The organism is Sinorhizobium chiapasense (genome assembly GCF_036488675.1).
Classification (GTDB): Bacteria; Pseudomonadota; Alphaproteobacteria; order Rhizobiales; family Rhizobiaceae; genus Sinorhizobium; species Sinorhizobium chiapasense.
Genome location: NZ_CP133152.1, coordinates 1,262,460 through 1,275,383, shown reverse-complemented (window position 1 = coordinate 1,275,383; position 12,924 = coordinate 1,262,460). Strand labels below are relative to the sequence as shown.

Here is a 12,924-nt window from a genome sequence, read left to right as displayed (position 1 = left end):
TTGGAAATGTTTGAATGAGCAACAAGATAGTTCCGGTGATCATGGCGGGGGGCAAGGGGACACGTCTTTGGCCACTGTCGCGCGCGAGTGCTCCGAAGCAGTTCATCCAGTTCGTGGGCGATAGAACCCTTTTCCAAGCCACTCTTTCTCGCGTTTCCGACCCGACGCTCTATGAAGGACCGGTCGTCATCACCAACGAGGATTTCCGTTTTCTCGTCGCCGAACAGGCTCGCGAGATTGGTATCGCGCTTTCCGCCATCCTCTTGGAACCCGTCGCGCGCAATACAGCGCCCGCCGTCGCCGCGGCTGCAACCCTGCTAGGCCGACGTTTTGGGAACGACGCAGTCCTGCAGGTGCTGGCCTCCGACCACGACATCGTGGCCGATGCCGCCTATTTCGATGCGATCCGCGTGGCGCAGCGGACGGCAGCCGATGGCAAGCTGGTGACCTTTGGCATCACCCCAACAGAACCGGCAACCGGATACGGCTATATAGAAATTGGCGCCGCGCTGCCGGGTGGAGCGCATATCGTAAAGCAGTTTGTCGAAAAGCCTGCCCTCCCGGAGGCGCAAAGGATGGTGGAGACGGGCGGATTCGTCTGGAATTCGGGGATCTTCATGTTTTCTGCGGGCCAGGTGTTGAACGAAATCCACAGTCTAACGCCGGCGGTCGGAAGGGCAGCAAGAGATGCGGTCGAAAAAGGCTCAAGCGACCTCGACTTCACGCGCCTCGATGCGGAGGCCTTCATGCTGTGCCCGGACATTTCTCTCGACTACGCGATCATGGAAAGGACATCCAAGGCTGCCGTCGTGCCATCGTCCTTCACCTGGTCGGACTTGGGAAGCTGGGATGCGGTCTGGAAGCTTGGAGACCGCGATGACAACGGCAACGTCAGGTCCGGCAATGCAACGCTCGTCAATACCAAGAACTCGCTCGTCATGTCGCGCACCAGCCACCTTGCCGTTCAGGGGCTGGAGGGTGTTGCCGTCATTGCCAGTGAAGACGCAGTCTACGTCGGCCGGCTCTGTGAAAGTCAGGATGTCGGCAAGCTCGTGAAGCAATTGGCGTCGGCCAAAACGACCGCCTGTCTGACAGAAAGCCATCCCACCTCCTACCGCCCTTGGGGCGGCTATACCTCGGTCCTCAATGGCGACCGTTTCCAGGTGAAGCGGCTGTTCGTGACGCCCGGCAAGAAGCTCTCGCTGCAGAAGCACCACCATCGCTCCGAGCATTGGATCTGTGTCAAGGGGACGGCAGAAGTCACCGTTGGCAACGACATCAAGATCGTTCGCGAAAACGAGTCCGTTTACATCCCGCAGGGTGAGATTCATCGTCTCGCCAATCCGGGCAAGATCATGCTCGAAATGATTGAGGTGCAAACGGGTTCCTACCTCGGTGAGGATGACATCATCCGCATTGTGGACGAGTTTGGACGGGCATAGATGCGCCCTACACCTTGCTGCTGCAGCACTTCAAAGTGCTACGGCGTCCACCGTGGCGCGTCTGATCAGGCGCGCGGCGCTGTAGCGGGTTCCGTCACATGGCTGAGCTCCGCCATCAAGGCGCGGCCGCTGGACCAGGCGATGACGCCATAGACGAGGCCGCCCACCAACACCCCGACCAGCAGTTCCATCACAGGAAGCAGACGGAAGCCGCCCGTCACGTGGAACAACACCCCGACCGTGGCAGCCATGAGGCACGCGCCCAGGCCGGCCGGCAGGATCCTGCGCAGCAGCGGCAGCCAGCGGAACCCCGTGCCACGCTGCAGGACATGGAGCGATGCAGCCGTGGTCAGCACCGCCGCCGCCACCTGCGCAATGGCGATGTCGAGGAGTTCCGGCCTGATCCAACCTGCAATTCCAAGGCAGCCAAGGCTCACCGCAGTGAACAGCATGTTGAGGCGCGGCAACAGGGCTACTCGGCCGATGATGCTCAACACAGGCTCGTTTAGCATCTGGATAACAGCAATGCCCCGCGCGGCAGCCAAAATGACCAGAACCGGAGCAGCCGCTGTCCACTGGTCACCGAGTAGCACATGCACGAGGTTCTGCGAGACCACAGCGAGGCCCAAGAAGACCGGAAGTGCCGCGAAAGCCGTGGCAGCCAACATTAACCCAGTGAGGCGGCCCAACCATTCGGAGTTGCCCGCATCGCCGTGCTGGTGCGAGAAGTAGCTCCAGGCCAGCATTCGCACCGGCTCGGAGATGAGCTCGGTCACCGCACCCACCATGCGGCTGGCGATTCGATAGAGGCCCACCTCAGTCACGCCGATGGAGAACACAATCAAGAACTCCGCTCCATAACTCTGTGCAAATTGGATCAGCCGGGACATCAGCAGGCGCGCAGAATAGGCCGAGGCCTCTTGAGCCACGGTTAGCCTGAATTCCCAGCGAGGCAGCCAGCGCGCAAAGCTCGTAGACATCACAAGAGCGACGAGCACGACGCAGCAGCGTCCCGCCGCCAGTGCGACGATATCCCACCCCAGCAGCAATCCTCCAGCAGTCACGAGCAGGCCGCAGAGCTCGGACACCGCCTGATAGCAGGCAAGGTCACGTAACCGCCGTGCCCGCACCAGTACACCGCTCTGGCAGATGATGAACGTGCCGGGAACGATAGTGGCCAACAGCAGGAGCAGGGTGAGGAAGATGGCGCCTTCGGGTTCCAGCCAGACAAGCCAGACGGCGAGCCCGCAGAGGCCGATGAGAGTGAAGACGACGCCGCTAGCGAGGGCGCAATAGAGCAGGGTCGGGGGCAACTCCCTACCACGCGGCGCAGCGATAAGGTATTCGCTCCATCCCGCCTCAGCGACCTTGGATTGCAGCAGCACTATTGCCGAAATCATGGCGAAAACACCTACCTGCGCCGGCGACAGGATGCGCGCGGCGATCAGCAGGGCGCCGATGCCGCAGAGTTGGCTGACCAAGCGGGCGCCGGATACCCAGAGCGCATCGAGTGAGGTGGATGAGCGGCCGGCGGCCTGGCCGACCTTCGGGCAGGATACGGTGTCTGACGAACTCATCGGCGGCGCATCCAAGGCACGAGGCCGGGGACAACACTACTTTCCTCAGTTACGTCTTTGCCGCCAAATAAAAAGCGCAAACAGGCATCTCCAGCACTACAGCAAAGAACATCGGCAAGTGAGAAAGGGATTATTTCCTTGGAGGATCACTTCTCCAGATCACTCTTTCCGAAGACGCTTCGATCCGAAACAAGGCTAGATAATCAATCACTTGCGCTATATTCAGTGCGATTCCTAGCAGAATATTTTGTTAATTATTATGACCTTGGTCACATACAGCCTCATCGCAGTGCAGCAAAGTCGCACTGGTCTTCGCCGCGAGAGGGAAGTGAATGATGGTGACCAGAGCACAACGCGAAAACATGACGCGGGCAGGCGCTGGGCACGGGGCTGGCGCAGGCATTGCGGCCCGTCTCGCTGGGGCGCGCAACCCATGATGATCCTAGCGCATCGTGGCTGGTGGCATGCGCCCCATGAGCGAAACACTCTGGCTGCCTTCGATAAGGCCTTTGCCGCCGGCCACGGCGTCGAGCTGGACGTGCGCGATCTAAACGGCGCCCTCGTGATTTCACACGATCCCCCCGCCACCGGAGCGCTGCCTTTCGAACGCGTGCTCGAGTGCTATGCGGCGCATGGCGCGCCGGGGCGATTGGCAATCAACATCAAGGCAGACGGTCTCTGCTCCGCTCTCGTCCCGCTGCTCGCACGCTACGGCGTCATGAATCGCGCCTTCGTCTTTGACGCGTCGGTCCCGGATCTCCGGCCGTATCTCGAAACCGCCCTTGCGGTCTTCACCCGCTTCAGCGAGGTTGAGCGCTGCCCGGCCTTCTATGAACGCTGTCAGGGCGTGTGGGTGGACTCCTTCACCGAGGCGCCCGCCTCGATCGAGCGTGCCATCGATGATCTCGCGCGCGGCAAGTTCGTTGCGATGGTGTCGCCGGAATTGCACAAGCGTCCGCAGGAAGCGGCCTGGGCCGAGTGGTCGACCGCGCTTCGACGTGCTGCGATGGGCGGTCTGCCGCTTGAGCGACTGATGCTGTGCACCGACCTGCCGGATTTAGCGCAGCAGCGCTTCGGCTGGATGCATCAGGAGGAAGTCTAATGATCCGAGGTGTTTTCTTCGACATGGACGGCGTGCTGATCGATGCCAAGGAATGGCATTTCGAGGCACTGAACCGGGCGCTTGAGCTCTTCGGCATGCCGATTGACCGCCAGGCGCACCTTGCCACCTTCGACGGCCTGCCGACCCGCCGCAAGCTGGAGATATTGTCCCGCTCCAACGGACTGCCGCATGGCCTCAGCGAGCTGATCCATTCGCTGAAGCAGGACTACACGATGGAGCTGATCTACACGCGTTGCCGGCCGGTCTTCGCGCATCAATACGCCCTCAGCCGCCTCAAGCATGAGGGCTACGAGATCGCAGTCTGCTCGAACTCGATCCGCGACACCGTCGAATCCATGATGCGGCGCGCCGGGCTGATCGACTACATCGACCTGATCGTCTCGAACGAGGATGTCACCCGCTCCAAGCCGGATCCGGAGATGTACCTGACCACGATGGAGCGCTTTGGCCTGCAGCCGAGGGAATGTCTGATCCTGGAAGACAATGAATACGGCCTGAAGGCGGCGCGCGATAGCGGCGCGCATGTCCTGCAGGTCGGCTCGCCGGCCGATGTCGTGTACGCCAGCATCGTTTCCGAGATCAAGCTTGTGTCGGAGGTGGCGGCATGATTGTCCTGTTCCCGGCCAACGGCGCGAGCCCTCACTTCAGCCCGGAAGACTACGCTTATCCGCGTCCGCTCATCGAAGTGGCGGGAAAGCCGATGATCCAATGGGCCATCGAGAACATGAAGTCGCTCGGCGCCGAGACACGCTTCCTGTTCGTCGTCGACCAGCAAGAGGCCGTCCGATATTCATACGAGCGGATCTTCGACCTCAGCACGGGCGGTCGCTCGCAGATGTTGATGTTGAAGGGGCCGACGGCCGGAGCGCTCTGCACCTGTCTCATGGCGATCGACGTCATCGACCCGACCGAGCCGCTGGTCATCGCCAACAGCGATCAGATCATCGATATCCGCCTCTCTTCGGTGATCGCAGAGTTCGAGGCGGCCCGGGCGGATGCCGGCGTCATCACCTTTGAGACGATCCATCCGCGCTGGTCCTATGCGACCTTTGGGGACGACGGCCTGGTGAACCGCACCTCCGAGAAGGAAGTGATCAGCAACCAGGCGATCGCCGGATTCTACTATTTCCGCGAGGCGCAGCTGTTCTTCAAGGCGGCCGCGGCTGCGCTGCGGCACGGGGTCACCGTGGAAGGGCGGTACTATGTCAGCTCCTCGTTGAACGAGGTAATCCTCGACGGTGGCCGCGTCGTCTCGGCCACCATCAGCGCTGACCAGTACCACAGTTTTTACAACCCGAAGATGATCGAGAATTTCGAGGTGAATGGCGTGCGGCGTCTGTCCTCCACGCGTGCCAGCCGGCCGGTGCAGCTGGTGGTGCCAGCGGCCGGGCGGGGCAGTCGCTTCGCCAAGGTCGGCTTCCAGCATCCGAAGCCCTTCATCGACGTGCTTGGCCGGCCGATGATTCAACATGTGCTGGACAACGCCTTGCCGCCGGGTGGCCGCCCGACCGTACTTTTGCTGCGCGACCACCTGCACAGCCAGGCCGATGCGGTGGCTGAACTTCGCTCCCGGGGCGTGGGCATCGTTCCGGTCAATCAGCTCACCGAGGGCACCGCCTGCACCGTCCTGCTGGCCCGCCAGCAAATCGACGAAGAGGCACCACTGTTGATCGCCAACTCCGACCAGGTGGTGGACATGCGTATCGATGACTTCATTGATGACTGCATCTCGCGCGGCCTGGACGGGTCGATCCTCGTTTTCCGCGACCGGACACGCGATCCGAAATGGTCCTTCGCGGAAACCGATGCGGCCGGCCTGGTGCTGCGGGTCGCCGAAAAGCAGGCGATCTCCGATCTCGCGACGGTAGGCATCTATTTCTTTCGCCACGCGGGCGACTACATGAAGGCGGCACTCGACATGATGGTGCACAACGACCGCACCAATGGCGAGTTCTACGTCTGCCCGACCTACAACTACGCCATCCGCAACGGGGCGCGCATCGGCGTATATGAGATCGACAAGGGCAGCATGCATGGCCTGGGCACGCCGGAGGATTTGGCCGAGTACCTGCAAGACCGCGAGCCAGCCTATGCCTGATGCGGGCGCAAGACATGGCCATTCGACGCCGCTGAACGTTATCATTCCCTTGGCGGGGCAGGATTTTGAGCGGCCCGATGGCTCGGTGAAGGCCGAGATGGTGGTTGGAGGCACCACGCTGCTCAGCGCCACCCTTAAGGCACGTCCCTGGTGGAGCGCGACCGCAGCGCCCGTCTTCGTTCTGCGGGACACCGCCGCGTCGCTGCGCTTTGCGCGGGACACGCTCCTTGCGGAATACCCTGCAGCGAGGATCATATGGTTGTCGCATGCCAGCGGCGGCGCCGCCTGGAGTGCCGTGGCGGGCGCAGCGCTGATCGCCTGGCCGGAGGCGCCGGTCATTGTCGATCTCTGCGACATCATGTTCGAGAGCGATGCGGATGTGGCCGCAGCCTTCGCAGCCGATCCCGCTCTGGGCGGCCTTGCGCTGACCTTCGCGTCCCGTCATCCGCAATACAGTTATCTGCGGCTTGCCCCGGATGGGCGGATGCAGGAGGCGAGGGAGAAGGTGGTCATCTCCGGGAACGCGTCGGCCGGCGTTTATGCTTTTCGCGATGTCGCTGTCTTCCATGCGGCCTTTGCGCACAGCCTGCACCGTCGCGCGACGCTGTCGCACCACGGCGCGCTCTTCGTCTGCCCGATGCTGAACGGCGTCGTGGCGCAGGGGCTCGACGTGCGGTGCTTACCAGCGCGCAACGTACAGGATGTCAAATTGGCGGAGGGTCAGCCTGGCCCACCGGACCGGTTGGTTGCGTGCTCGTCAGCGATCAGTGACACGCCGTAGAAAGACGGAGGGGAGTTAGCCATGACAGCCCAGCCACCCACAAAAGTATCCTCGCTCGCCATCATCATTCCCTGCTTCAACAATGCTGAGACCCTTGCCGAGGCGCTCGCAAGCGCACTCTCGCAGGACTACCCGGCCTTCGAAGTGCATGTCTGCGACAACGGCTCCTCGGACGGCAGCCGGGAGATCATCGATGCCCATGCGTCGCCCCGATTGCGGCCGGCGCTGCACCAGGACACGGTCTCCCGCACCGACAATTGGAACCGCGCCTACGCCGCCGGGTCGCATGCGGATTACCTCGTCACCCTGCATGCAGATGATCGTCTGGCGCCGGGGGCGCTGCAGGCGATTGGGCGCGCGGCAAGGCGCCGCCCGGCCTTGATCCACGGCCGCTTCCGACAGATCACCTATGACGGCGCGCCCATAACCGGTCACCGTTTCCCGTGGAGCTACAGCAACAATGGCGAAGCGTTCCGGGAGCTGCTACTGCTCAACAACATGATTGCCATGCCGGGTGCGACCATCCGAACCGATGTCTTCTTCGAGGCGGGTTGCTGGGACGCTACCTGGCAGTACCTGCAGGACATGGAGTTGTGGTGGCGCTGCGGCGAGCTTGGCGAGGTGGCTTATGTCGCAGGGCTTCTCGGCGACCACCGGGCCTACAAGCAGCCACAGGCGCTGCACCGGCACGCCGAGGAGCACCTCCGCTGGGCGGCTGGTAAACTCTACGCTGCCCCCACCCCGCGTTTGCGCCAAGCGGCGGCGGACGGGCTCCGTGCCTATCTCGACCGGTTGGAAGCAGAGGTGGTGGCGCTGCCGGAAGTTAGCGCCAATTTGGCCGAGCCGATACAGGCCGCTCGCATGGCGCTGGCGAACGGACCCAGTCCGCGAGCGCATGCACTTCATCGGCAACGCCTGCTGCGGGCGCTGGCTGCTTCCCGCTCAGCCGTCGCAAACGTCGTCGAGCGCCTGCCGCACCGTGAGGTCGGGGTATGACGAGACCTAACTGTCATCGGTACCGCCGTCGAAACGGCGGCGCTACCGGGAGAAAAATACCGCTCCTTTGCAGGACGTTCACAATGTGTTGGAAATTCGCCGCTGCGGAGCCTACGCGCCTATCGCAGTCTTCCCAAGTCATCCGCTGAGGTTGCCTGTGCAGAACAACAACATTCTTGTCGTCGGCGGCGCCGGCTATATCGGCTCCCATACGTGTCTCCAACTGGCCGCCAAGGGCTACCAGCCCATCGTCTACGACAACCTCTCGAACGGTCACGAAGAATTCGTCAAATGGGGTGTTCTCGAAAAAGGTGACATTCGCGACCGCAAGCGTCTCGACGACGTTCTCGCACGATACCGGCCACGCGCGATCCTGCATTTTGCGGCCATGATCGAAGTCGGCGAGTCGGTGAAGGATCCGGCCGCATTCTACGACAACAACGTCATCGGCACGCTCACCTTGCTGTCGGCGGCGCTTGCTGCCGGGATCGACGCCTTCGTATTCTCCTCCACCTGTGCCACCTACGGCCTGCCCGATAGCGTGCCGATGGATGAAACGCACAAACAGGCGCCGATCAACCCTTATGGGCGCACGAAATGGGTCTGCGAGCAGGCACTGAAGGACTATGGTCTTTACAAGGGCCTGCGTTCCGTGATCCTGCGCTACTTCAACGCCGCCGGCGCCGACTTCGAAGGAAGGATCGGCGAATGGCACGAGCCGGAAACCCACGCGATACCGCTCGCGATCGACGCGGCCCTTGGCCGCCGGGAAGGCTTCAATGTGTTTGGCACCGACTACGATACCCGCGACGGCACCTGCGTGCGCGACTATATCCATGTCCTCGATCTTGCGGATGCGCATGTGCGGGCGGTCGACTACCTGCTGGAAGGCGGCGAGAGCGTCGAGCTCAACCTTGGCACGGGCACCGGCACGACGGTCAAGGAGCTTCTGACCGCAATCGAAAAGGTTGCGAAGCGACCGTTCAATATCGGGTACGCGGGGCGGCGCGAAGGCGACTCGACCACCCTGGTCGCCAACAACGACAAGGCGCGCGCGGTGCTCGGCTGGGAGCCGCAATACGACCTTGCGGCGATCACCGAGTCCGCCTGGAATTGGCATTCAGGCCGTCCCGGCGGGAGGTGAGGACACTGCATAACCTTGAAGTCTGATAGAATGTGGGCTCCAGGTCAGGCCATTCGCCTCCATGTCTTCTATCAGGAAGCAAGCCGTATATTGCGCCCGGGCGGCCGACTGGTCGTTGCGGAGTACATGCACAGCGGAAAGCTGCTCGAGCCATCGCTGCAGCGCCGGCTGAAGGAGTGGCTAGACGGCTGGTTGATCCCGGGCCTGGAAACTCGGGAGCAACATCTAGGGTCGGCCGCCGCGGCAGGATTTTCAAACCTCCGGGTCATAAACAACAACGCAGCGGCCCGCAGATCACTTAGACGTTTGTACAAGCTCGCGCTTGTGGCGCGCCCGATAGATTATTGCCCTTCCACCTTGGGATTGCGAAATGCCGTGCAGCACGGCAACGTCATCGCATCACTGCGCCAATATCAGCTCCTTCAGCAAGAGGTATGGTTTTATGGAATATTGACTGGAAAAAAGGAATGAGAGACGTCACTGAAAATGTCGGCTCAAACTTCCATATCCCGGGCTATGCTATCTATGCTCGGTGCTGGGAGGATCAGCAGTCCGTTACTTTCAGGGGAGGCAGACGGAGTCCGATCAACAGGTTCTGATTCGAATCTCCAAGCCTTATCAAGTGGCCGCGTTCGCGATCGACGTCAAGCGAAACCGCGAAGCCACGAAAAATCTTGACCCAGCCTGGGTGATAAAACCGCTGGTACTCGGAAAAGCCGCCAACTGCGAATACGAGGTCGTGGCTGATTCCGGCATGACGCCTCTCAGCGACTTCATGCTGTTTGCGGGACCGATGGGGATCGAGTCCATCCTCGTACTGACCGTTTCGATGGCTAAGGCGCTGGATGCAATCCATTCCGCTGGAATAATTCATCGCAACATAAACCCGGCCTGCATCTGGTCGGATTCGTCTTTGACGCGCGTTGTGTTCTCAGACTTCTCTCGTTCGGTTCATTTATCGGAGGCTGTGGAGGCCAGTCGAGCCGTCCCCCTGCTGGACACGCGCTTCCTGGCCCCGGAGCAGATGGGTCCGTTCTTGAGCCTGGTGGATGGACGCGCCGACCTGTACGCAGTCGGCGCCGTCGCGTACTCGCTCCTCTGCGGTTCCGCCCCGATCCAGGATGCAGTGCCGCTCGATCGCACGGGAACGCCAGCCGCGGCCCGCCTGCTGAAAGGAGATGTGCCGGAGGGGCTTTCAGCGGTGGTCATGAAACTGCTCTCCCAGGATCCTCAGCAACGGTACCAGACCACGAAGGGTGCGTTGCATGACCTAAGCTATTGTTTGGAGCAGTTACGCGCATCGGGCCGAGTTGACACCTTCGCTCTCGGGTCGCGGGATGCCGCCCCGGGTTTTGACATTCCCGACAAGCTTTTCGGACGGGAAAACGAACTTCGCCAGCTCGTCGAAGCCCTCGTCCGGGTGCGTGCTGGGGCGTCCGAACTGGTGTTGATTTCCGGCCCGGCGGGAATCGGAAAGTCGAAGCTGGCTTCGCATAATGTATCGACTGGAACAGAACGATTCTATTTCGGCAGAACTGAGCTAAATAGCTACATTTCTGTTTCCGCCGCCGCAATCGGCGGTCTGCCGGTGCTTGCCTCGGCACTCAGCTATTTCGACAGCTACCGCCGCGGCACGGCCAACGTCATCGAGGAGGCGCAGCGCGACTTCTTCGGCCGCGTCGACAGCACCGATTCGCACCATGGCCCGTGGGACGGCGCTTAACTGGAGGGTACAACCTACGCGGCCTGGATCGTTCCCATGCGCAATGGTCGCATGATTGCCGGCGGCACGTCGATTTATTGCGGCAGGCGGAAGTGGTCGTCGATGTGACGCCAATTGCGGGTTTCCTTGTGCCAGCCGATCGCCTTTCGGTAGCTACCAAAGAGGTTACTTTGGCGGACACCTTCTACCGTCAGACCGTGCACAGTTTCTGCGTCCGGCTCAACATAGAGCGCATCGACTGGGCAATAGACCTCACACATGAAGCAGGTCTGGCAGGAAGCTTGACGGGCGATTCGAGGCGGGCCGTCCGGGACCGCTTCGAATACATTTGTGGGGCAGACTTGGACGCAGAGATTGCAATCCGTGCAGGCGTCGCTATCCAGAACTTCGATCATTATTCCGCAGCCTCTCTGGCGATACCGGGATCCACCTGCTCCGTTCGAATGATGATTTTGCCGAGACCGCTTAAAACCAGCCGGTGATGTTGGGTGGGATCCTGTTTGGGAAAATCGTCTCGTCGATGCATGCCGCGTGTTTCCTTTCGCGAGAGCGCTGCGTGATACATGAAACGTGCAGTGGCGGTCATCGCCTGCGCCTGCCGTAGTTGCAGCGCTTGGCTCTCGTCCGTCGCCGACGCAGCCGACATGTTTTCCCAAAGCTGGTCGAGGCGTTCCAGCGCTGCCGAAAGGCCGGTATGGGTACGAAAATAGTTGACGTCGAGCGGGAAGACCTCGTCTTGCACGGCCCGGATGATGGCTTGGGGATTGACGGTTGCGGCGCCGGTTCGCTGTGGAGGGGGAGATTCCGGATGCGGAGCATCCGGAGCACCGTTTTTCCCTTTCGCAAATGCCGCGGCGGAAGCGCCTGCGAATGCGCCAGTGGCGATCGCCCAGGCGGCATTGTGGCTGCCGCCACCGGTGAATCCACCGCAGATCGGTTCACGTGTGGCATTGTCGCCTGCAGCAAAAAGGCCGGCGACTGTGGTCGCGCAGTCGAGCCCGGTGAGCCGCAGTCCGCCGGTGCCGCGAACCGTACCTTCGAGCCGAAGCTTCACCTCGAAGAATTCTGTGAAGGGATCAATGCCGCGCCGATCGAAGGGTACGAAAAAGTTCGGCTGTGCTCGCCGCAGGATCGCCTTGACCTCGTCGGTCCCGGCGAGATCGAGCCGGGCATAGACGGGCTCGGAAAGCAGCGTTCGGGCGATGACCGAGCGACCGCGGGCGGAGCCTGCGCCCTCGATCAGGCTTTTGTCTTTCCGGTAGAATTGCGCGAAGCGATATAGTGCCGTCTTGGTGATCGAAGAAAAAGCCGGTGAAATCGCGTAGGCCGAGGAAAACTCCATGCCCGAGAGTTCGGCGCCGACTTCCGCGCCCATCAAATATCCGTCGCCGGTCAGCACGTCGCAACCGAGGGCCTTGCTCATAAACGCACAGCCTCCAGCCGCTAGTACCACGGCGCCGGCCAGCGCCTTCCAGCGTCCACCCTCCTGCCGGCGCAGGCCGGTCGCGCCGACGACGGTCCGGCCGTCCATCAACAGCTCGGTTGCGGGGTGGTGGTCGAGAATGGTGACCCCGGCATTTTTCACCCGGCGCCGCATCAGCCGCATATATTCCGGTCCCTGGACGGAGATGCGCTGTTGTTCGCCTTTTTCGTCGCGCGGGAAGGGATAGCCCCATTCAGCGAGCCGATTGACACTTTCGAACGTCTTGTCGAGAACGGGCGCCATCCAGGAGCGTTCGGAAAGATAGCCACCCATTGCCTCGCGGCTTGCCATGGCCGCTTCCCGTTCTGCCGGGTCCGGCGGCACGTACCAGATCTGGGTGCCAGCCGAGGCGGTGGCGCCGGAGCTGCCGCAATAGCCTTTGTCGACAAGAACGACTTTTGCCTTCGCGCCTGCTGCTTCAAGCGCCGCCCAGCAGCCAGCCGGGCCGCCGCCGATGACGAGCACGTCGCACAGGATATCTGTCGACGCCCAGGTGATGGACGGGGCATTTTGTAAGGCACGGCTCATGGCAAAAGTCCTTTTTCCAACAATGCTTG

The 12,924-nt window shown here is 61.7% G+C and carries 12 protein-coding genes; 9 read left to right on the top strand and 3 right to left on the bottom strand.

What is annotated here, in order from left to right; all coding sequences use genetic code 11:
* Positions 1 to 14 precede the first annotated feature (14 nt).
* Positions 15 to 1,442, top strand: coding sequence for a mannose-1-phosphate guanylyltransferase/mannose-6-phosphate isomerase (locus RB548_RS30515; protein WP_331376114.1), 1,428 nt, complete (start codon positions 15 to 17; stop codon positions 1,440 to 1,442).
* A 65-nt stretch (positions 1,443 to 1,507) separates the two neighbouring features.
* Here the strand turns inward: RB548_RS30515 and RB548_RS30510 are convergent, their stop codons facing one another.
* On the bottom strand, positions 1,508 to 3,019 hold the full coding sequence (locus RB548_RS30510) for an oligosaccharide flippase family protein (RefSeq protein ID WP_331376113.1): 1,512 nt from the start codon (positions 3,017 to 3,019) through the stop codon (positions 1,508 to 1,510).
* A gap of 433 nt (positions 3,020 to 3,452) precedes the next feature.
* Here RB548_RS30510 and RB548_RS30505 point away from each other — a divergent pair, with 433 nt between their 5' ends.
* The 8 genes from RB548_RS30505 to RB548_RS30470 all read left to right on the top strand — a co-directional run bounded on the left by RB548_RS30505 (position 3,453) and on the right by RB548_RS30470 (position 10,884).
* On the top strand, positions 3,453 to 4,121 hold the full coding sequence (locus RB548_RS30505) for a PI-PLC domain-containing protein (RefSeq protein WP_331376112.1): 669 nt from the start codon (positions 3,453 to 3,455) through the stop codon (positions 4,119 to 4,121).
* Positions 4,121 to 4,750 (top strand): HAD family hydrolase, encoded by a 630-nt coding sequence (locus RB548_RS30500; RefSeq protein WP_331376111.1) that lies wholly within the window; start codon positions 4,121 to 4,123, stop codon positions 4,748 to 4,750. Before RB548_RS30505 ends, RB548_RS30500 begins: the two co-directional genes overlap by 1 nt.
* Positions 4,747 to 6,240 (top strand): glycosyltransferase family 2 protein, encoded by a 1,494-nt coding sequence (locus tag RB548_RS30495; protein ID WP_331376110.1) that lies wholly within the window; start codon positions 4,747 to 4,749, stop codon positions 6,238 to 6,240. Before RB548_RS30500 ends, RB548_RS30495 begins: the two co-directional genes overlap by 4 nt.
* On the top strand, positions 6,233 to 7,021 hold the full coding sequence (locus RB548_RS30490; RefSeq protein WP_331376109.1) for a glycosyltransferase family protein: 789 nt from the start codon (positions 6,233 to 6,235) through the stop codon (positions 7,019 to 7,021). The genes RB548_RS30495 and RB548_RS30490 overlap by 8 nt, the downstream gene beginning before the upstream one ends.
* Positions 7,022 to 7,042: 21 nt before the next feature.
* Positions 7,043 to 8,017: a glycosyltransferase gene (locus RB548_RS30485; RefSeq protein WP_331376108.1), complete on the top strand. Its 975-nt coding sequence runs from the start codon at positions 7,043 to 7,045 to the stop codon at positions 8,015 to 8,017.
* Positions 8,018 to 8,174: 157 nt separating this feature from the next.
* Positions 8,175 to 9,161 carry a UDP-glucose 4-epimerase GalE gene (gene galE / locus RB548_RS30480; RefSeq protein ID WP_331376107.1) on the top strand — a complete coding sequence of 329 codons (987 nt, stop codon included), beginning with the start codon at positions 8,175 to 8,177 and terminating at the stop codon, positions 9,159 to 9,161.
* A gap of 15 nt (positions 9,162 to 9,176) precedes the next feature.
* A complete protein-coding gene (locus tag RB548_RS30475) occupies positions 9,177 to 9,632 on the top strand; it encodes a class I SAM-dependent methyltransferase (RefSeq protein ID WP_331376106.1) in 456 nt (151 codons plus the stop codon).
* Positions 9,633 to 9,783: 151 nt separating this feature from the next.
* A complete protein-coding gene (locus RB548_RS30470) occupies positions 9,784 to 10,884 on the top strand; it encodes a serine/threonine protein kinase (RefSeq protein ID WP_331376105.1) in 1,101 nt (366 codons plus the stop codon).
* A gap of 74 nt (positions 10,885 to 10,958) precedes the next feature.
* Here the strand turns inward: RB548_RS30470 and RB548_RS30465 are convergent, their stop codons facing one another.
* Together RB548_RS30465 and RB548_RS30460 are read right to left on the bottom strand one after the other, a co-directional pair.
* Entirely contained in the window at positions 10,959 to 11,279 is a 321-nt protein-coding gene (locus tag RB548_RS30465; RefSeq protein ID WP_331376104.1) for a 4Fe-4S binding protein, read from the bottom strand.
* Positions 11,279 to 12,895, bottom strand: a complete 1,617-nt coding sequence (locus RB548_RS30460; RefSeq protein ID WP_331376103.1) for an FAD-binding protein — start codon at positions 12,893 to 12,895, stop codon at positions 11,279 to 11,281. The genes RB548_RS30465 and RB548_RS30460 overlap by 1 nt, the downstream gene beginning before the upstream one ends.
* Positions 12,896 to 12,924 lie beyond the last annotated feature (29 nt).

Bases quoted from the DNA above. Each gene is read 5' to 3' on its own strand.
- RB548_RS30515 (WP_331376114.1), top strand. From the start codon at position 15: ATGAGCAACAAGATAGTTCCGGTGATCATGGCGGGGGGCAAGGGGACA.
- RB548_RS30510 (WP_331376113.1), bottom strand. From the start codon at position 3,019: ATGAGTTCGTCAGACACCGTATCCTGCCCGAAGGTCGGCCAGGCCGCC.
- RB548_RS30505 (WP_331376112.1), top strand. From the start codon at position 3,453: ATGATGATCCTAGCGCATCGTGGCTGGTGGCATGCGCCCCATGAGCGA.
- RB548_RS30500 (WP_331376111.1), top strand. From the start codon at position 4,121: ATGATCCGAGGTGTTTTCTTCGACATGGACGGCGTGCTGATCGATGCC.
- RB548_RS30495 (WP_331376110.1), top strand. From the start codon at position 4,747: ATGATTGTCCTGTTCCCGGCCAACGGCGCGAGCCCTCACTTCAGCCCG.
- RB548_RS30490 (WP_331376109.1), top strand. From the start codon at position 6,233: ATGCCTGATGCGGGCGCAAGACATGGCCATTCGACGCCGCTGAACGTT.
- RB548_RS30485 (WP_331376108.1), top strand. From the start codon at position 7,043: ATGACAGCCCAGCCACCCACAAAAGTATCCTCGCTCGCCATCATCATT.
- RB548_RS30465 (WP_331376104.1), bottom strand. From the start codon at position 11,279: ATGATCGAAGTTCTGGATAGCGACGCCTGCACGGATTGCAATCTCTGC.
- RB548_RS30460 (WP_331376103.1), bottom strand. From the start codon at position 12,895: ATGAGCCGTGCCTTACAAAATGCCCCGTCCATCACCTGGGCGTCGACA.